This is a genomic window from Scopulibacillus cellulosilyticus, from assembly GCF_042665295.1.
GTDB classification, from domain to species: domain Bacteria; phylum Bacillota; class Bacilli; order Bacillales; family Sporolactobacillaceae; genus Scopulibacillus_A; species Scopulibacillus_A cellulosilyticus.
The window spans coordinates 32,525-52,523 of the sequence record NZ_JBHTCO010000045.1 but is presented as its reverse complement, the minus strand read 5'-3'; the positions used below and the strand labels follow the sequence as shown (position 1 = coordinate 52,523).

General features: G+C 38.6%; 17 protein-coding genes. 13 read left to right on the top strand and 4 right to left on the bottom strand.

Translation table 11 applies throughout. The features are described 5' to 3' along the window. Positions 1–12 precede the first annotated feature (12 nt). The 4 genes from ACFQRG_RS21365 (at position 13) to ACFQRG_RS21350 (ending at position 5,036) form a co-directional block, all read left to right on the top strand. The gene (locus ACFQRG_RS21365; protein WP_380970372.1) at positions 13–1,185 is read left to right on the top strand and encodes an MFS transporter; all 1,173 of its coding nucleotides are present in this window, start codon (positions 13–15) and stop codon (positions 1,183–1,185) included. 221 nt (positions 1,186–1,406) lie between these two features. Then, on the top strand, positions 1,407–2,057 hold the full coding sequence (locus ACFQRG_RS21360) for a hypothetical protein (RefSeq protein ID WP_380970081.1): 651 nt from the start codon (positions 1,407–1,409) through the stop codon (positions 2,055–2,057). A gap of 345 nt (positions 2,058–2,402) precedes the next feature. After that, the gene (locus ACFQRG_RS21355; protein WP_380970078.1) at positions 2,403–3,482 is read left to right on the top strand and encodes an aromatic ring-hydroxylating oxygenase subunit alpha; all 1,080 of its coding nucleotides are present in this window, start codon (positions 2,403–2,405) and stop codon (positions 3,480–3,482) included. 114 nt (positions 3,483–3,596) lie between these two features. After that, the gene (locus ACFQRG_RS21350) at positions 3,597–5,036 is read left to right on the top strand and encodes an amino acid permease (RefSeq protein ID WP_380970075.1); all 1,440 of its coding nucleotides are present in this window, start codon (positions 3,597–3,599) and stop codon (positions 5,034–5,036) included. A 140-nt stretch (positions 5,037–5,176) separates the two neighbouring features. Here the strand turns inward: ACFQRG_RS21350 and ACFQRG_RS21345 are convergent, their stop codons facing one another. Then, on the bottom strand, positions 5,177–6,520 hold the full coding sequence (locus ACFQRG_RS21345) for a sugar porter family MFS transporter (RefSeq protein ID WP_380970072.1): 1,344 nt from the start codon (positions 6,518–6,520) through the stop codon (positions 5,177–5,179). Positions 6,521–6,997: 477 nt separating this feature from the next. Here ACFQRG_RS21345 and ACFQRG_RS21340 point away from each other — a divergent pair, with 477 nt between their 5' ends. From ACFQRG_RS21340 to rbsB, 6 genes are all read left to right on the top strand, one after another. After that, positions 6,998–7,999, top strand: a complete 1,002-nt coding sequence (locus ACFQRG_RS21340; RefSeq protein ID WP_380970070.1) for a LacI family DNA-binding transcriptional regulator — start codon at positions 6,998–7,000, stop codon at positions 7,997–7,999. 82 nt (positions 8,000–8,081) lie between these two features. Next, a complete protein-coding gene (rbsK, locus tag ACFQRG_RS21335; protein WP_380970067.1) occupies positions 8,082–8,987 on the top strand; it encodes a ribokinase in 906 nt (301 codons plus the stop codon). 58 nt (positions 8,988–9,045) lie between these two features. Then, a complete protein-coding gene (rbsD, locus tag ACFQRG_RS21330; RefSeq protein WP_380970064.1) occupies positions 9,046–9,441 on the top strand; it encodes a D-ribose pyranase in 396 nt (131 codons plus the stop codon). Next, a complete protein-coding gene (locus ACFQRG_RS21325; protein WP_380970061.1) occupies positions 9,441–10,955 on the top strand; it encodes a sugar ABC transporter ATP-binding protein in 1,515 nt (504 codons plus the stop codon). Before rbsD ends, ACFQRG_RS21325 begins: the two co-directional genes overlap by 1 nt. Then, positions 10,933–11,871 (top strand): ABC transporter permease, encoded by a 939-nt coding sequence (locus tag ACFQRG_RS21320; protein ID WP_380970058.1) that lies wholly within the window; start codon positions 10,933–10,935, stop codon positions 11,869–11,871. The genes ACFQRG_RS21325 and ACFQRG_RS21320 overlap by 23 nt, the downstream gene beginning before the upstream one ends. A 39-nt stretch (positions 11,872–11,910) precedes the next feature. Further along, complete coding sequence (gene rbsB / locus ACFQRG_RS21315; protein WP_380970055.1) at positions 11,911–12,843, top strand: ribose ABC transporter substrate-binding protein RbsB; 933 nt, start codon at positions 11,911–11,913, stop codon at positions 12,841–12,843. A gap of 95 nt (positions 12,844–12,938) precedes the next feature. Here rbsB and ACFQRG_RS21310 read toward each other — a convergent pair whose 3' ends face one another. Both ACFQRG_RS21310 and ACFQRG_RS21305 read right to left on the bottom strand, forming a co-directional pair. Continuing rightward, complete coding sequence (locus ACFQRG_RS21310) at positions 12,939–13,613, bottom strand: GTP pyrophosphokinase (protein ID WP_380970053.1); 675 nt, start codon at positions 13,611–13,613, stop codon at positions 12,939–12,941. A 256-nt stretch (positions 13,614–13,869) separates the two neighbouring features. After that, positions 13,870–15,180, bottom strand: a complete 1,311-nt coding sequence (locus ACFQRG_RS21305) for an MFS transporter (protein WP_380970050.1) — start codon at positions 15,178–15,180, stop codon at positions 13,870–13,872. A 223-nt stretch (positions 15,181–15,403) separates the two neighbouring features. On the opposite strand from ACFQRG_RS21305, the gene ACFQRG_RS21300 reads away from it, so the two are divergent. After that, entirely contained in the window at positions 15,404–15,928 is a 525-nt protein-coding gene (locus tag ACFQRG_RS21300; protein WP_380970047.1) for a VanZ family protein, read from the top strand. A gap of 31 nt (positions 15,929–15,959) precedes the next feature. Here ACFQRG_RS21300 and ACFQRG_RS21295 read toward each other — a convergent pair whose 3' ends face one another. After that, entirely contained in the window at positions 15,960–16,907 is a 948-nt protein-coding gene (locus ACFQRG_RS21295; RefSeq protein WP_380970044.1) for a nucleoside hydrolase, read from the bottom strand. Positions 16,908–17,085: 178 nt separating this feature from the next. Between ACFQRG_RS21295 and ACFQRG_RS21290 the strand changes: the two genes are divergently transcribed. Further along, positions 17,086–18,441, top strand: coding sequence for a M20/M25/M40 family metallo-hydrolase (locus ACFQRG_RS21290; protein ID WP_380970041.1), 1,356 nt, complete (start codon positions 17,086–17,088; stop codon positions 18,439–18,441). Between the two features lie 167 nt (positions 18,442–18,608). Beyond that, positions 18,609–19,877: a PucR family transcriptional regulator gene (locus tag ACFQRG_RS21285; RefSeq protein ID WP_380970038.1), complete on the top strand. Its 1,269-nt coding sequence runs from the start codon at positions 18,609–18,611 to the stop codon at positions 19,875–19,877. Positions 19,878–19,999 lie beyond the last annotated feature (122 nt).

Here is a 19,999-nt window from a genome sequence, read left to right as displayed (position 1 = left end):
AAAGAAATATCAATGAAAGATCATATCTTTTTTTTATCAGCTGTTTTCTGCTTTTGGTTTGCAACATATATTTATACTCCTGTGTTTGGGGTATATTTGCAAAAAATAGGATTCTCATATTCTATTATCGGGATTATACTTGGCAGTTACGGCATCACGCAGATAATATTAAGGCTGCCGCTTGGTATCTTATCTGACCTGTTGCAAGGGTTGAGGAAACAATTGCTTATTTTTGGATTTTTCATGGCGCTCGTCAGCAGTTTACTGTTAATTTATTTTCATTCCTTTGTGCCTATTTTGGCCGCAAGATTGCTTGCAGGGGTGACAGCATCTATGTGGGTCATGGCGACGATATTATATTCCCAATATTTTAATACAAACCGTGCCTCTCAAGCGATGGGAACAATGCAATTTTTAACTGTCTCTGCCCAGTTCATCAGCATGGCCATTTGCGGATATTTAGTTAATGCCTTCGGCTGGAAATTTCCTTTTTGGGTTGGCGCAGTTGCATCGGTCATAGGTATTTTTTTCGCTTGGAATATCAAAGAAATTAAACAAAATGACAGCGGTCAGCCTTTGAAGCTTTTACACTTAATAAAAGCAACTTTATCGATACCAAATTTAAAAATCATCACGTTTCTCTGTTTGATTGCTCATGCGGTTTTATTTATTACAATATTTGGTTTCAGTCCAATCTATGCGGCTCATCTGGGGATAGATGAGAAAGCCTTTGTATGGGTAACGTGTGCCTTTTTCATACCGCATGCTTGTTCTTCATTAAGCCTTGTATTTATAAAAATAAACATGACATACAACAAATGGATTTTAGGCAGTTGCTTCTGCATCACAGCAATATTTTTAATCATTGTTCCTTATTCGAAATCATTGGCGTCATTATGTTTGTTGCACGCAATTGTTGGATTGGCACTTGGCTTTATATTCCCATTGCTGTTAAGTCAAGTTGTTCAAATTAGTTCAGGTGAACTAAAAATGTCGGCAATGGGCTTTTACCAATCTTTTTATGCTTTGGGAATCTTTTTAGGTCCAATGATTGCAGGGAAAATCGCCGGCAGCATTGGATTAAATGATGTTTTTTATTTTACGGGGATCATCTCAATGATTGCTGCTGTTTTGGTTGTTTTTCGTGCTGTTGGAATAGGTTATAGCAAAGATGTCAATAATTAAATGACGAATAAAAATGAGCCTGATTTTTTAATAGGCTTATTTTTTATTGCCATTTATCACAGCACTTCTAAATGGGAAAATCTTAATGATAGCTTCACGTTTTAACCTCCAATTATTTTTACTCGGATAATGAACTTTTCTTATTTAAATCTAGTCTTTTTAACATCTATAAATAGAAAGCGAGAAATCATTATAAAAACTATCACGAACAGGAGTTCAGTATGAATAAAAATAAAAGTATCTTTATACCGGTTTTTATAGTTGCTGTTATAAGCCTGTTGCTTGTCGTGTATTCATATGTCGCGCCTCATGCTTCTCATCATGGGCTTTTTGGTGAGGGGCACCCTTCTAAAGGCGGGGAACATCTAAGAAGAGAATTATCCAGTTCTTTTAAACTATTTGGTACGTTTGCCATTATTTTAGGAGCCTTTAACTTCTCATGGTTCTTTATAAAAAAACAAATGAGATCTCCATCTAAACTTATAAAAAAATTAGGAAAATGGGTTTATAAAATGCATGAATACACAGGGTGGGCCATTTTCGTCCTTATAGCTTTTCATGGGGGATACTTTTTACTTGAAGATTTTCAAAATCCCCATATTAAGACAGGGCTGGCAGCCTTTGTTCTCCTAATAACATTGGTTATATATGGATGGTTATTAAAACGCACCCGTCAACAAAATAACCGAAAACTATTACGGAAAGGCCACTTTTTCCTCAGCAGTCTATGGATTGTTGCATTATTGTTCCATGCCGGGGGTACCATTTTAACGATTGCTGGTATTACATTAGCGGTGTGGGTATTGGTTTGGTTAATAGTTTGGAAAGCAAAAAAAGAAAAGACAGTTCATCAAAAGTTAAAGTTGAAATAAATTTATTAGAAATCCCGAATTACCATTCATTTCAAGTACGGGCATTTTAAGGCGGTGAAAAGAGGAGTCCTTTAATAAAAGGGCTTCTTTATTTTTATCCCGATGCAACCGTCCGTAAAACTCCTGCCTCAAAACTTGAGTTTAAGCGCTGAAGCTTAGGCTTTCCTAAAAAGGAAAATCTATTAAGTCCAGTTACTTGAACTATTTTTCAAATAAAAAATTCCTTATTCAAAGTCGTTTATTATCGAAAAATTCCTAAAACTATTCATTTATCATTCCCTCCGCATGTTATATAATTATTTCAGAACTATATTACTATTTTGAAAATATTAAGGAGGAATGATTATGCCATACTCTGAAGTAAGAGTCAGTGAGAAATTAAGCGAGGCTTATACTTTACCAAGCTGGCTCTATACGGATCCTGAGGTGCTTGAATTTGAAAAAAAGGAGATTTTTAGCAGAACATGGCAATACGTAGGACATATCAGCCAAGTTCAACAGAACGGTGATTATTTTACAACCGAGGTCGCCGATAAGCCGCTTATCATTACTCGCGCAAATGATGGAGAGGTAAGGGCTTTTTATAATGTTTGCAGCCATCGAGCGGCAAAGCTGGTTGAAGGTGAAGGGAATAAAAGTATTCTTACCTGTCCGTATCATGCTTGGACATATCATCTCGATGGCAGTTTGAATAGGGCGCCGAATATGAAAGGTGTTGAAAATTTTAATCATGATGACTTCTGTTTAAAAACAGTAAGATTGGAAATTAAAGAATCGCTTATTTTTGTCAATCTTGATCCGAATGCGCCAAGCATGGATAGTGTGTTTGGAGGACTTTTCGAAGGTCTTAAAAAGTTTCACCTTGACAAGCTGAAAAAAGTAAGGGTAGTGGAAACGGTTTGTAAATCTAACTGGAAAGTTGGTATTGATAACTATCTGGAGTGTGATCATTGTCCCCTAGTACATAAGTCGTTAGTGCAACAGGTTAATATGGATGATTATGAAGTGAATATTTTTAATAATTATGTGTACCAAGGTGTTCCGTTAAAAGGTGAGACAGACGATGATTATGCATTGGGCAGAGGCGGACGCTATTACTGGCTGTATCCGAATATGTGGTTATCGTTTGACCCGGGGCCAGCCAATCTGTCAATTCACAGGTCAGTGCCGATTGATCACAAAACAACGAAATATATTTATACAACATTTTTAATGAATGAGACAATGAGCAAGGAAGAGGAAGATTTGTTAGCTATTGATCAGCATGTTCGCAAGGAAGACCGCGAGATTTGTGAAGAGGTTCAAAAAGGGCTGGAAACAGGTGCGTATAAGCAAGGAAGGTTTTCACTGACTGAAAACTGTGTCCATCATTTTCATTTGATGATGCAAGACGCGATGCAAGGTTTTTATGCGCTTCAAAAGTGAAATGACATTTCAATTATTAAAATATGGAATAAAAGGCATAAAAACACCATTTGTTTGAAAGCGCTGTCTTAGTTTTGTTTGCTTTTAAATAAAATAAGGATAGGTGGATAACCTATGGCATCTGAACGGAAAGATGACTCGCAGTTGCAGCGTTCCATGAAAAGCCGGCATCTTTTTATGCTGTCTTTGGGAGGCGTAATTGGAACCGGGCTTTTTTTGGGGTCGGGACTGACGATTGGTCAAGCGGGACCTGGTGGTGCTGTTGTTGCTTATCTTGTTGGCGGCTTGCTCATGTATCTTGTTATGGTTTGTTTGGGTGAGCTTTCGGTTGTCATGCCTGTGTCCGGTTCATTCCAGGCTCACGCTGCAAAATTTATTGGCCCGGCTACAGGATTTGCAATAGGCTGGCTGTATTGGATGAGCTGGGTAACAACGGTAGGATTAGAATTTACTGCCGCCGGCATGCTGATGAAAAGGTGGTTTCCGCATACGCCGGTTTGGGTATGGTGTGTTGTGTTTATTGCCCTATTGTTCACCTTGAATGCATTGACAACAAAAGGCTTCGCTGAAACAGAATACTGGTTTGCAGGCATTAAAGTTCTGGCGGTTATCATGTTTATTATTATTGGCGGTTTAGCTGTTTTTGGCGTTATTAGTATACATGGAAAATCCGCTCCATTTTTTTCAAATTTAATTGGTCATGGCGGGCCCTTTCCTAAAGGAATTAGTGCAATATTTGTCACGATGATGACGGTCGTCTATTCCTTTCAAGGTTCGGAAATCATGGGTATTGCGGCGGGTGAAACGGAAAAACCGGAAAAGAGTATACCGAAAGCGATTAAAACCCTTGTATTTCGAATAATAATATTTTATGTCCTGGCTATTGTTGTCTTATCGGCAATTGTACCATGGAAACAAGCTGGTTTGTTGGAAAGTCCATTCGTTAAGGTATTTGATATGGTGGGTATCCCATATGCAGCTGATATCATGAATTTTGTTATCTTAACGGCAGTTCTTTCTGTGGGAAATTCTGGCTTATTTGCCAGTACGCGCATTCTTAGGTCACTTTCAGTGGATGGGATGGCGCCGGCATTCCTCAAGAAACTGACTAAAAGAGGCGTTCCGGTATATGCTTTGTGTATAACGCTTGCTTTTGCATTATTGTCTTTGTTAACAAGTGTGGTTGCGGCTGATACGTTGTTTACTGTACTGCTTTCTATTAGCGGTTTGGCGGGAACGATTACTTGGATGGTCATTGCATTGGCGCAATATAACTTCCGCAGGCGATTCATTAAGGAAGGCGGTAAAGTGAGCGATTTAAAATTTAAGGTGCCGATTTTTCCGTTAATACCATTTCTCTGTATTGCCATTTGTTTATCAACTTTCGTGTTTATTGCTTTTGATCCTACACAAAGAACCTCGCTATATTACGGTTTTGGGTTCTTGACAGCTTGTTACTTATACTATTATTTAAGATATAGGAGAAAAAATACGATGCCATCGCCAATTGTTGGTGAAGCGGATGGTAAGCTTATTAAAAAAGAAGAAGTATGATATAGAGTCCCTTTTGATGGGGGCTTTTATTTTTGTTCACAAGGAAAGAATTATCAATTAATTATCCACATTATCCACAAAATCCACAAGTTCACAGGGTCAGACCCCAAAATAAAAAAGGGTGCTGAAACACCCTTTTTTTATTTAGAAGCAAATTTTTTACGCAAATCTTGTTCTATTTCTTCTAAGCTGCGTCCTTTCGTTTCCGGTACGAAAATGGCGACGAATATAAATGCCAGGACGCCGATCACTGCAAAGATGAAGAATAATGGTACGATGCCGATAGCATCCAATAAGATAGGGAAGAGGAATGATACAACTAAGTTCCCTAATGATAGGAAAAGTGTTGTAATACCTGTTCCGGCTCCGCGGGCTTTTAATGGGAATAGCTCGGGAAGAATAACCCATACGGCAGGGCCCCATGTAGCTGCAAAGAACACAATGAAAAGCCCAAGGAAAATAACAGTGACCCATGCTGTTGATGCTGATAGTCCGGCTGACGCAAGGATACAGGCAATCACGACAAGGCTGATGACCATCCCGACGTTACCCCAAAGCATTAATTTTTTCCGTCCAAGTTTATCAATAACAGCAATAGCGACAAGGGTCAATAGTACGTTGACAACACCGATCCCGACTGTTCCTAAGATGGAAGCAGAGGATCCCAGACCTGCGTGATTAAAGATCGTTGGTGCATAATAAATAATTGCGTTGATCCCAATAATTTGCTGGAAAATGGCGAGAACAATGCCGACGATCAGCATTGGGCGCACCCAGCGTGATTTTAGTAAAGACCATGCACTCTCCTGATCTTTTTCAGCCTCTTTGATTTCCAGAATTTCTGATTCAATTTCATTATCTTCACGTGTCAGTTTCATGACTTCACGTGCTTCATTTTCACGGTTTTTCTTTAATAGCCAACGCGGGCTTTCAGGCATAAATGCTACGCCAATAAGAAGTCCGACAGCCGGTACGACTGCAAGTCCCAGCATCCAGCGCCATCCGTCTATAGGCGTGAAAGCATAGTTAATAATATAGGCAACCAGAATACCTATGGTAATCATTAGCTGATTTAAAGAACCTAATGAACCGCGGATATTTGTTGGCGCCATTTCCGCTAAGTATACTGGTACGAGGGCAGTAGATCCGCCAACGGCTAATCCAATAACAATCCTTGAGATGACGAGCATTGTTGCGTTTGGTGAAAAAGATGCCCCTAATGCCCCTATGATATATACGATGGAGATCAGTAAGACAACCCGTCTGCGTCCCCACTGGTCGGAAAGAGGACCGCTCAAACCGGCACCAACGATTGCCCCGATAAGTAGGGCGCTTACAACAAACCCTTGCATAAAACTATTTAAAGGGATATCTTTTTGGATAAATAATAGCGCACCGGAAATAACACCGGTGTCATATCCGTAAAGCATACCGCCAAGCGCCCCGAAGAAATAAATCAATCCTTTATTTGTCTTCCCGTACATCAAAAAGAACCTCCTTTAGCTTAATCTGTAAAAGCCTTAACATAATATAACGTTTTCATTTAATTAAATTAATTAACTAGGAATGCGAGAGTCAAGGAATAATTTTCCTTTCTACTAACTCCTGAAAATAAAGTAAGTATAAACGTTTAAAAAATATAAGTAGTTAGGGCTGCCTAATTATAATAATTCTTAAAGAAATTAATTTCAAATAAAATGACTTAATGATAGTCAAAAGGACTTATTTCTATATATGTTACCCTGATTTTAAGATTTTATTTTTATAGAATTTTAAGCTGAGAAACCATTTTCTTCACCATATTTTATTATGTTTGGATTATTTAGATAATAAATTAACTTTCTTTAATTATCACATTGACAAGTCATTAATGCTTAATTTATAATTTCTGTAACGGGTTACACAAAAAGATGATTTTTTGTAATAATTGTAAACGGTTACGAACCAAGGAGAATCAAGCCATGCCAACAATAAGAGATGTTGCAAAAGAAGCCGGTGTATCGGTTGCGACGGTATCCCGGGTAATAAATAGTAATGGATATGTTAATGAAGATACCAAGAAGAAGGTCGTCAAGGCAATCCAGCTTTTAAATTATAAACCTAATGCAGTGGCGAGAAGTCTATTTAAGAAGCAGTCTATGACAATCGGATTAATTATCCCGGATATTACGAACCCATTTTTCCCCCAGCTGGCTCGTGCCGTAGAAGATGTAACAAATGACAAAGGTTATACGATTATTCTGGGAAATTCTGATGAAAGTTCAGAAAAAGAAAAAGAGTATCTGGATATTTTTGAACAAAAGTATGTCGATGGGATCATCCTTGCGACTAATACTTTAACAAGTGAACAGATTGCAGCACTAGAAAAGCCGGTAGTGGCGGTCGACCGTCCTATTGATTCTGGAATTCCAACAGTTGTTGCTCAACATCGTGATGGTGCACATGTTGCTGTAAAGCATCTTGTCGGTATCGGCTGCCAAACGATTGCCCATATCCGCGGGCCCGAACATGTGGTGAGTGCTGATGAAAGATATAAGGGATACCTTGATATCGTTCAAAATCAGCAATGGTATTCTGAGCAATTAGTCGTCAGCGGCAATTATACGATAAAGGATGCTTATAAAGCCTCCTTGAATTTGATCAAAGAGCGTCCAGACATTGACGGTATATTTGCTGGTAATGACTTAATGGCCATCGGTGCTTTAAAAGCAGCCCGTGAATTAAAGAAAAAGGTCCCTGAAGAACTGGCCATTATCGGCTTCGACGGTATTGATATGTGTGAAACAACATATCCGGAATTGTCCACTATAGTTCAACCGGTTTACGAAATAGGTGTCACTGCGGCGAACATGCTGATTGACTTAATAGAGAATAAAAGGGTTAACAATCAATATTTTGAATACCCTGTTCAGCTAAAGGTAAGAAATTCTACCAGGGGTCAGACCCCAAAAAACTGTGGATAATGTGGACAGTGTGGATAAAATTTTGCTGTTTTTTGGGGGAGGATCCAATTAACAGCGCATTTAAAAGTAAGGAGGACATTTCATGAACCGACCAAGAATAACGGTTATTGGAAGTATTAATATGGATTTAGTAACGGAAGCTGACAGAAGACCGGGAGCCGGAGAAACGATACTTGGCAAACAGTTTTCTACAATCCCTGGGGGAAAGGGAGCGAACCAAGCTGTATCAGCAGCGCGTCTTGGCGGAGAAGTTACAATGATTGGCTGTGTCGGTGAAGATGCGTTTGGTAAAGAGCTTTTAAACCACTTAGAGGCAGAAGGGATTATCATTGATAATGTGGAACCGGTTACACATTCGCAAACCGGTATTGCGGCCATTACTTTGGCTGAAGGTGATAACAGTATCATAGTTGTTCCGGGAGCAAACGATGCTCTTACTGAAGAAAAGATTTTACGCTATGAAAAAATCATCGCTGACAGTGATGCGGTATTATTACAACTTGAAATCCCGATGCCAACGGTTATAAGAGCTGCGGCAATGGCTCATAAACATGGTGTAAAAGTTATTTTAAATCCTGCCCCTTTTCAAAAACTGCCGGAGGAACTCATTAATGATGCAGATGTCATAACGCCTAATGAACATGAATATGAAGAACTCATGAAAAACTACTCCGCAGATCCGGACACTTTAAAAGAGAAGCTGGTCATTACTAAGGGCGGCGATGGTACAGTTTTTTATGACAAAGGTAAAGAAATTCACGTTCCCGGTTATCAAGTTGATGTCACAGATACAACTGGAGCAGGTGATTCATTTAATGGCGCTTTGGCCGTTCAAATGGCTAAGGGTGCCTCGCTTGAAGAGTCAATCCGCTATGCTAATGCTGTCGGTGCTTTATCTGTAACAAAATTCGGTGCACAATCGGGCATGCCGAAAGCTGATGATGTTCACAATTTTGTCACAGGGTCAGACCCCCGAATTTGTGGATAATTTTTCAAAAGGGGGGGGAGACCCCCTAATGTTAAATAAGTAGGGGTGGATAAATATTATGAAAAAAAACGGGATTTTAAATAGTGATATTGCAACTGTCTTAGCTCACCTAGGCCATACAGATACAATTGTCATTGCAGATTGCGGGTTGCCTGTTCCTGAAAATGTGAGGAAAATAGATCTTTCTATTAAAAAAGGATTTCCTGGTTTCCTTGATGTTTTAAAAGAGGTAGTCAATGATATGGAGATAGAAAAGGTCACATTGGCAACGGAAATACAAGGTCAAAATCAGTCTTTACATATGGATCTGAAAAATCTTTTCGTTAATACTGAAATGGAACTCATCAATCATGAAGACTTGAAAAAGAAAACAGCCGATGCAAAAGCTGTTATTAGAACCGGCGAGGTAACACCGTACGCCAATGTTATTTTACAAGCTGGGGTGATTTTCTAATGGAACCTATTGTGAAAATGACAAACATCAGTAAGTTGTTTTCCGGCAACCAAGTGCTGAAACAAGTTTCTTTTGAGATTGTTCCCGGAGAAATTCATGCTTTAATGGGGGAAAATGGTGCCGGGAAATCAACACTGATGAAAATTTTAACCGGTATTTATTCAAAGGATGAAGGCGATATCCTGGTGAATGGCAGCTTAGTTGATTATAAGGATCCAAAAGAAGCAGAGCAAGATGGCATCAGCGTTATCCATCAAGAGCTTAATATTATTCCCAATCTGACTGTCGCTGAAAATATGTTTCTAGGTAAAGAAATTTCTTATAGCAAAACCGGTATTTTAAATACGAAAGCCATGCGAAATGAAACGAAAAGACATTTGGAGAGATTAGGTGTTAAGTTAAACCCTGATAAAAATGCTGGAAGTTTGTCAGTCGGCCAGCAGCAAATGGTAGAAATCGCTAAAGCACTTGCAACAGATACAAAAGTATTAGTCATGGACGAGCCAACAGCTGCACTGACGGATAGGGAAATTGAAACACTTTTTGGTGTCATGAGGGATTTGAAAAATCAAGGGGTTGCAATTGTCTATATCTCTCACCGTATGGAAGAAATTTTTCAAATGTGCGATCGCATTACTGTATTGAGAGATGGCAGTTATGTAGGAACAGAAAATATAAAGGAAACTGATCTTAATCAAATAGTAAAAATGATGGTTGGCAGAGAATTAGGCGAACGATTCCCAGAGCGCCAAGTCAAGATTGGGGAAGAACGGCTGAGAGTGGAAGGGCTTTCAAACACAGGCCTATTCGAAGATGTTTCTTTTTCAGTTAAACAAGGTGAAGTTCTTGGTGTAGCGGGTTTGATGGGTGCCGGGCGTTCTGAAATTTTCGAAACATTATTCGGTGCACGTCATAAAACTGGCGGACGTATTTTTGTTGATGAAAAAGAGGTTAAAATTAAAAAGCCTTATGATGCTAAAAAAGCTGGTATAGGCTTTGTAACCGAAGATAGAAAAAGTGAAGGGTTAGTATTAGAACTGTCAGTAAAGAAAAATTTAGCTTTGCCTAATTTGAAACCGTTATCAAATTGGGGTGTAATGTCCGCAAAAGCTGAAAAATCAATGGCTGAGGATTTTATTAATAAGCTGCGGATAAAAACGCACCATGCTGATTTACAAGTAAAGTCACTAAGCGGAGGGAATCAGCAAAAGGTCGTTATCGGAAAATGGGTTGGCATTAACCCAAAAATTCTTATTCTTGATGAACCAACACGCGGTGTAGATATTGGTGCAAAAAAAGAAATCTATCAGATTATCAATGAATTAGCAGCTCAAGGTGTGGCCATTGTCATGATTTCATCTGAGTTGCCGGAAGTTCTTGGCATGAGTGATCGGATCATGGTCATTCACGAAGGACGAGTAGCCAGGATTTTGGATAAAGCTGAAGCGAATCAAGAAAATATTATGCAGGCAGCAACAGGGGGTTATAAACATGTCAAAACAAATGGTCAATAATTTGCAAAAGCTAGGTCCGGTCATTGGTTTGATTCTTATTGTCATTATTTTGTCTATTTTAAGTCCCAGCTTTTTGGCCATGGACAATATTTTTAATGTTCTCCGTCAGGTTTCTATAAATGCACTCATTGCCTTTGGTATGACACTTGTTATTTTAACAGGTGGCATTGACCTGTCTGTTGGATCAATCTTAGCATTAGGCAGTGCGGTTACAGCAAAAATGCTGGTAAGCGGGATGGACCCAATTTTATCCGTCCTTCTTGGTCTGATTGCCGGCGGTGTAATGGGTGCCATTAATGGTCTGATTGTCACAAAAGGTAAAGTTGCGCCATTTATAGCAACATTGGCAACGATGACAATTTTTCGCGGTTTAACACTCGTCTATACAGAGGGAAAGCCGGTGACTGGTTTAACAAACAGCTTTTCCTTCCAGTTGATTGGTAAAGGATACTTCTGGTACATTCCTTTTCCTGTTATTTGGATGTTTATCGCGTTTGTCATTTTACTTTTTATATTAAAGAAAACAACGGCTGGCCGCGGTATTTATGCAGTTGGCGGTAATGAGGAAGCATCTATCCTTTCCGGCGTCAAAGCTAATAGAATTAAGATTTTCGTTTATACGGTAACTGGTATACTATCAGCTTTTGCAGGGATGATTCTAACTTCCCGTTTGAATTCTGCGGACCCTAATGCGGGAACATCTTATGAATTAGATGCTATTGCAGCAGTTGTTATAGGCGGTACAAGTTTATCAGGGGGACGCGGTTGGATTTTTGGAACTTTTATTGGTTCACTAATCATCGGTGTTTTAAATAATGGGCTAAATCTATTAGATGTCTCGCCATTTTTCCAGCAAGTTGTTAAAGGGGTTGTCATTCTCATTGCAGTATTGTTGGATCGTCGTGAGAATAAATGATGAAATTTTAAAAAATAGAAGGGGCAGGTGGATTTCGGTATGAAGAAAGGGCTCAAAATTCTTGTGTTTGGATTGTTATGTACATTTTTGTTATCAGGTTGTTCTTTAATTTCTTTAGAACCGCCGGGAGCGGCTAGTTCTCATAAAAAAACATCAACTGATAAATTGAAGATTGGCTTATCCATTTCTACCTTGAATAACCCGTTCTTTGTCAGTTTAAAAGAAGGTGCTCAAAAAGAAGCGAAAGCCAAAGGCTATCAGTTAATAACAGAAAGCGCTCAAGATGACTCAGCCAAACAGGCAAACGATATTGAAGACCTTATTCAAAAACATGTCGATATGTTAATTGTTAATCCAACAGATTCAGATGCGGTTGTCGGTGCCATTCAATCGGCAAATGATGCTCATATCCCTGTCATTACTGTTGACCGTAAAGCGAATGGCGGCAAGGTTGTCACCCACATTGCTTCAGACAATGTGAAAGGCGGACAAATAGCGGCGAAAATGATTACTGATCAACTCAAAGGTAAAGGGCATATTGTAGAACTGCAAGGTATTCCGGGGCAATCGGCAACAAACGAACGCGGAAAAGGTTTTGACGATGAAATAAAAAAAGCAAAGGGTATTACGGTAACCAGGCAGCCGGCAGATTTTGACCGTAATAAAGGCTTGTCAGTCATGGAAAATATTATCCAAAGCAATCCGAATATTGATGCAGTCTTCGCCCAAAATGACGAAATGGCATTAGGAGCAATCGTCGCACTCAAAGAAGCCAATATTCAAAATGTGCCTGTTATCGGATTCGATGGTACGGATGATGGCATTAAAGCTGTAAAAGACGGTAAAATGACTGCCACTATTGCCCAGGAACCTAAGGTTATTGGTAAGGAGGCTATAGATGCAACCGCCAAAGCCATTGATGGTAAAAAGCTTCCAAAGTTCATTCCAATTGATTTAAAGGTAATAAAATAAGGGTCTGACCCCAAAAAAATGTGGATAATGTGGATAAAACAACAGCCCCGTGTTCAGGGGCTGTTGTTTTGATTGATAGTCTATTATTACAGAAACTAAAGCGATGAATCTAAAAGCAGTGGAGCATTTGTTAGTAATTGATTTCTAAGGTCAGACATCTTCTGATCTAATAAGAAAGCAGCGTTAGATAAATCGACTAGCCGCTTTTTTGCAGATTCCGGCACATGTTTGCCTTGGTATTTGTAATTAAGCTTATGTTCTGTTGAAGCCCAAAAGTCCATTGATAATGAGCGGATCTGAATTTCAACAGGAACCCAGAGTATCTCATTTGATAAAATAACCTCTGTTTCCACAATGATATGCAGGCTCTTATAGCCGCTTTCCTTCGGATGATTGATATAATCCTTGACCTTTATAACACGAATATCTTCGCGATTTTCAATATGCTCCTTCAGCATATATATATCATCGATAAAGCTTGTTACAATTCTGACACCGGCAATATCTTTAATGCTTTCCTCGATAGATTTGAGTGTTAACGGAATTTGTCGTTCTTCAACTTTTTTAATTAATGATCTGGGCTTTTTCATTCTTGTTTTTAAATGTTCAATCGGAGAATACCCATATTTCCCTCGCCATTCCAAATCAATAATTTCGAAATCACTTTTTAATTCAGTTAATGCCATTTTGTATTTTAGGAAAAATCCGCTCCATTCATTAAACAGTTCGTCAAGAAATTCAATTTGATTAATATTAATCTCTTGGGTCATTTTAAACACCTCAATAGATTTTTCAGTTTCTTTAATTTAAGATTCATACGTTATTTATAAATGAAAAAGCACCTTAATTACGTTAATTTGAAAAAAATAACACAATTAAGGTGAACATATTTTTATGCTGTTATATAACAACTGGTTGCTTTTCAGAGCGACCGGTTGTTTGCTTTACCATTTTTAATTGTGAATAAAGGCTTATTAAATCACCAAAGAGATTAAAACTTATCCACATTATCCACGCCATCCACAATTATTTGGGGTCTGACCCCATATCTGAGAGATGTTTCGATTTGTCGGGATTGTGAAAGAACAATACTGCCAAAACAGATGTTAATGCTAAAATTGCCAGCAGCCAAAAGGCATTAGTGAAATTGCCTGTTGTTTGTACAATCCAGCCTGTTATTGTCGGGGCAATAATACCTGCAATCGCAAAGAATGTATCCATGACGCCAAGCGCTGTTCCGGAACGTTCTTGGGCAACGTCAACATTGATGGCGTAAAATGTTGAGTTGGATCCCATACCAAAGGCAACCGCTAATGAAATGAAAATCAGTGATACGGTTAAGCTATGCGTAAATATTACCGGAAGGATACAAATGGCTGCTAATAACTGTGTAATCCAAATCGGATGGGAACGGGACTTCCGCAAGCTGCCTGTTTTCTTTAAGATTGCATCAGATATGTAGCCAAGCGCATATAAGAAGATCGCCGCAAGCACCCACGGAATAACACTAAATAATCCGATAGATGTTAATTTTAAACCGTACACTTTTTCCAAATAACTTGGCAGCCAGGTCATAAAAAAGAATACATAATAACCAAATACAAAGAAAGCCCAATCATTGGCGAGTAAAGTCGGATTTGTAAATAAAAACTTCCATAATCCTTGGACTTCCTTTTTATTGCTTGCGGGTTCTTCGTGATCCCCTTTTTCATTATCCAACCCTGAATGAATATGCCGAAGTTCGGCCTCATTGACAAATTTGCTTTGTTCCGGGCGGTCACGGAAGAAGATAATCCACAGCGGCGTCCAAATTAATCCCGCAATGGCAAGAATAATAAACGTCCAACGCCAATCGACAAGGGAAATTAATCCGGAAACAATAACAGCTCCGATAGCATTAGCGATTGGTACAGCGACAAGTGAGTTAGACAAGGCGATAGCCCGTTCATCTTTTGATAACCAGTCGCTAACCGCTCTATTCATCGATGGAAAGTTCGGTCCTTCTGCCAACCCGAGTAGAATTCTCATGAAATATACCATCACAAACCCAACAGCCAACCCTGTAAGACCAATGGCAATTGCCCATAATATCGACATAAAAAACAAGGTGTAACGTGCTCCGACACGATCCGCTAATATCCCGCCGAAAAATGACATGATCATGTAACCAATGCCAAACGCACCGAGAATGAGTCCGGCTTGGCCCGAATTCAGATGAAAGAGCGTTGAAATTTTGGGAATGGCAAAGGAAATGGCTGAACGGTCAACATAATTAATCACCGTCACAATAAATAAAAGAAGAATAATAACCCAACGAAATTTTGTCGCTTTCATCATGATAATCACCATCCTTAGTTTTAGTCATAGTGTCCCAACTTTCTATATCACAAAAGTTTTATTTTTAAACATTCTAAAATATCTTTTCATTATTCTTAGCGTCATTCATTGATATATCCAGACGCTGTAAAAAATAAAGAATCTTTTAGAACTTAAAGTTGAAGTGATTTGATAAAAGGTCCATAATTAATATAAAAAAATTGAATGCCATTAGGAGTGTTTCATGACTCGAAATAAAAGAGCTTTTATTATTTTACTTGTAATAATTATCGCGATGATGGCTGTCATGTTCCAAGCGTCCAATACACCATACAAAAAGCAAGACATAAAGCCGTTTTTAAGAGAACATATCAGTCTATCCAAGGATAGTTTGCCTCAATTTTCGTTCAGATATGACGGAGAATTGGTAACAACGGGTCAACCTTATGACTTTATTGAGTTTTGCATTAGAAAACTGGGGCATATTTCTGAATACGCAGCGTTAACCTTTTTATTGGTATGTGTATTTCTTATAACGAGAATATCTCGTAAAATAGCTTACATGACCGGTTTCCTGCTTTCCTTGCTTTATGCTTTATCCGATGAATGGCACCAATCGTTTATACCAGGCAGAACCGGGCACTTAATAGATGTTTTTACCTTTGATTTGTTTGGTATTTTATTAGGGTTAATAGCAGCTTTTATTGTTAATCGGTTAATAAGGAAGGCAAAAAGGGTTAATAAAGGGGATTTTGATATTAGAAGTTGAGCAATATAAAGGATGGCATATTCGCCATCCTTTATATTGCCTGTGAATAATGTTTTAAGGCATTGATTAACATGTTCCAAAATTTTTCCTTATCGAGCTCCATTGCCACATTAACATTGGGTTCCCGTCCGGTTACCCCGTTTATGTCAATAACAGTCATTCCGGATGTAAACTCACCTTTTGTTTCAATATCAACCCGAAGTTTTTTTGTTGTAAATACAGTTGGATCGATGCAATAGGCGACTGCACAGGCATCATGAATTGGGGCACCGGAAAAACCAAACTCATCTTTATATGTTTTTGAAAAATATTGGAGCAATTCTACAACAAATTCAGAGACGGGATTTGAAATGGCTTGAATTTGTTCAATAATTTCAGGCGTGGTTACGGCTTGGTGTGTCAGTTCAAGTCCTGCCATTGTGATAGGTACGCCGCTTTCAAAAACAATGTTTGCCGCTTCAGGATCAACGAAAATATTAAACTCAGCAGCCGGTGTCCAGTTGCCTGACATGCCTCCGCCCATTAAGACGATTTCTTTTATCTTGGGAATAATGAGCGGTTCTTTTCGCATGGCTAAGGCAATGTTAGTTAATGGTCCAACTGGTACAAGTGTGATATCTCCTTTTGATGAAAGCAATTCCTCTATGATGACGTCTACGGCATGATCTTTGACCAATGTTTGGCGGGGTATTGGAAGAGACGGGCCTTCCATACCGGATTCACCATGAATCGAAGGGGCTGTCTCTCTTTTTCTAGTCAGCGGACCGGCAGCGCCGCGGGCGACGGGAATGTCTTTAAGACCTGCGATTTCACAAACTTTCAATGCATTGATAGCCGTTTTTTCAACTTCAGCGTTCCCGGCAACGGTTGTAATTGCCCGTAAATCGATATTCGGACTTCCGGCTGCAAGTAAAATAGCTATAGCATCATCGTGACCGGGGTCACAATCAATAATAATTTTTCGCTTCGTTTGTTCCATGTTATGCCTCCATAATAATAAAAATCGTTAAAATTTAGTATGGGCTTAAATATTAAATCTATCAAGACCTGTAGAGAAATCTTTAAGATCTTAAGTATTTGAGTTGATTAAATTCATGTATAATTGTAGGATAATTAACATTAATCAATAAACACTTTCTATTTGAAAAGGTGATTATATGACATTGGCTGAGATTTCTAACGTTATTGAAGAACGGAAGGATCAATATTTAGAAACTTTGTTTACTATGTTAAGACAAAAAAGTATCAGCGCTCAAAATGAAGGCATTGAAGAGTGCGCAAAATTGTTAGAAAACATCATGAAAAGCATTGGGATTAATACGATGATTCTTGAAACAAATGGCCATCCTGTTGTTTACGGAGAGATTATTAAGGACCCAGAGGCTTTTACTTTGCTGATATATGGTCATTACGATGTCCAGCCGCCTGAACCCATTGATGAATGGCTTTCTCCTCCTTTTAAGCCAACGGTAAGAGACGGGAAAATTTATTGCCGGGGTGCAGGGGATAACAAGGGCCAGATGATGGCTCAACTTTTAGCTATTAAAACCTATAAAGATGTATTCGGCGAATTGCCGATTAACATTAAATTTGTTATTGAAGGGGAAGAAGAAAGCGGAAGTGAAAATCTCGCATCTTTTGTTGAGAAAAATAAACAGCTGTTAAAAGCGGATCTTGTTTATACGTCTGACGGGCCGATGCATGACAGCGGTTGTCCTTTTGTCTTGCTTGGCGTCCGGGGAATGCTGTATGTTGAATTGTCGGCAAAAGGTGCAGATTGGGACAATCATTCCGGGAATAAAGGGAATATTGCGCCGAACCCGGCTTGGAAGTTAATAGATTTGCTTCGAACAATGCGTGACGAAAATGGCCGGGTATTAATTGAAGGCTTTTATGATCATATAAAAAAACCTACGGACAGCGAAAAACAATTATTAAGGGAACTGCCATTTGATCGAAAGAAAATTGCCGAAAATATTGGTTTGAAAGAATTAGATATGGATGGAGAGACGTATTATCATAAATTAACGATGGAGCCGACATTTAATATTGCGGGCTTTTCAAGCGGCTATGCCGGAGAAGGCGCCAAAACAATTATCCCTTCTGCTGCAAAGGTGAAAATTGACACGCGGCTCGTTGTTGATCAAGACCCGGATGATATTTATCAGAAAATATTAGCACATGTTAAAAAGGTTGCCCCGGATATTGAAGTTAAGAAGCTGGGGGCCATGAAGCCTTCAAGAACACCGGCAGACCTTGAAGTTGTCGGGGTCATAAAAGAAGCTGTTCAAGAGTCCTATCAAAAGGATCCTATTTTGCAGCCAAGTCTTGGCGGCAGCCTGCCTGACTATGTGTGGACACAAATTTTGAATGTGCCATCCGTTGTTGTGCCATATGCAAACTCCGATGAAGCCAACCATTCTCCTAACGAAAACATTGGGATAGAAAACTTTTTAGATGGAATTAAATGTACTTGCCATGTGGTTCATAAGCTTGGGGAGTTTGCGAAGTAAAAAGGATATTTGTGCTTTTCGGCTCATTGAAACTTTAGATTTAAGATGGATTTAATGAAGGGCCTGCCTCCGTTTGGGCAGACCCTGTTATAGTTGTTAAACTTTATATCCATACTGATTTTATATAAAATGAAAAAGTACGCTCTGGCAACTCAGGAGCAATTTATATGCCCCTTAAATCTTTGGCACAAGCCAAGTTTTCATTTTTGGAAGTTGGTGAAAGTATGGATATTCGGAAGGCTATGTCGGTTAGCGGGTTAAGGAAAGGGACGATAGTAGCGGGTAAGGGAGGCTTGAACCGTCCGATCAAATCTGTCACTGTTTTAGAAGTTCCCGATACACCCCATTTTTTGACAGAGGGATTGTTAGTGATATCAACGTTTTATGCCTTTAAAGATAATAAAAAGGCGCAAATTGACGTGCTTCAAACATTAATTAATCATAACGGGGCCGGGTTGGTATTAAAGCCTCGTTTTTTAGAAGAAATTCCCGAAGAAATGTACAGGCTTGCGGATCAATATAATATGCCGCTGATTACGATTCCGAATGAGGTAGCCTATGTCGATATTTTAACACCGTTGAATGAGCAAATGTATCAAGAACGTTCAGATGTCAATAAGTTAGAACAAAAATTTATGGATGATTTGATTAAGAGAAATATGACCTTCGAGCAAATGGAAAACCAAGCGAAAAAACTTGATATTGATCTGGATCGAGTTTTTGGACTTATGATGATCAATTATAAAGACTGCTCTTTAGATCATTCTTCAAATAATGAACCTGGAGTTGATGAAAAGGCCATACTCCAACAAGTACATGCTATGGTGTCTCCGCTTGTTGACCAAACAATTGTTTTTTTAAAAAAACATGACATATGTATTCTTTGTTCGTTTCCAACAAAAAAAGATTTTGATAGTCAGATTGGGGAAGTTAGCCGAAATATTATTGAACGCGTTAATCATAAGTTTCAATACGGCTTTTCAGTTGGTATCAGCCGGGGGCGTTCTCATTTTTTAGATATTTATAAGTCTTATGACGAAGCTCAATTAGCATTAAAAATTGGTGAAGAAGTATGGGGGAAAGGTCAAATTACTCATTTTGATCAACTAGGCATCTACCGTGTCCTTTTTAAATTAAAAGATGATAGGGAAACAGCGGAGTACGTGAAAAGTTTGTTGGAACCTTTACTTGATTATGACCATAACAATCATCAGTCAGAGCTTATTAAAACATTAAAAGCCTATTTACACACTAACGGAAATATAACAAAAACATCGGAAGAACTTTTTGTTCACAGGAGTACACTTAAATACCGGCTGGGTAAAATACAAAAGCTGATTCAGATGGATCTTGATGATAGTGAGGTTCGCCTCCAACTTCAAGTAGCCTTAAAAATAATATATATGAAAAAGATAGATACTAAAAATGATGGATAGAAAAACTTCTATCCAATTTTTTTTTGCATTTTCGTCCAAAATGTTCAAATGAATTAAAAAATGTTTGACCATTTTGCGTATAGCGAAGTTTAATAAAAGAATTTATAATTTACAAAAAACGA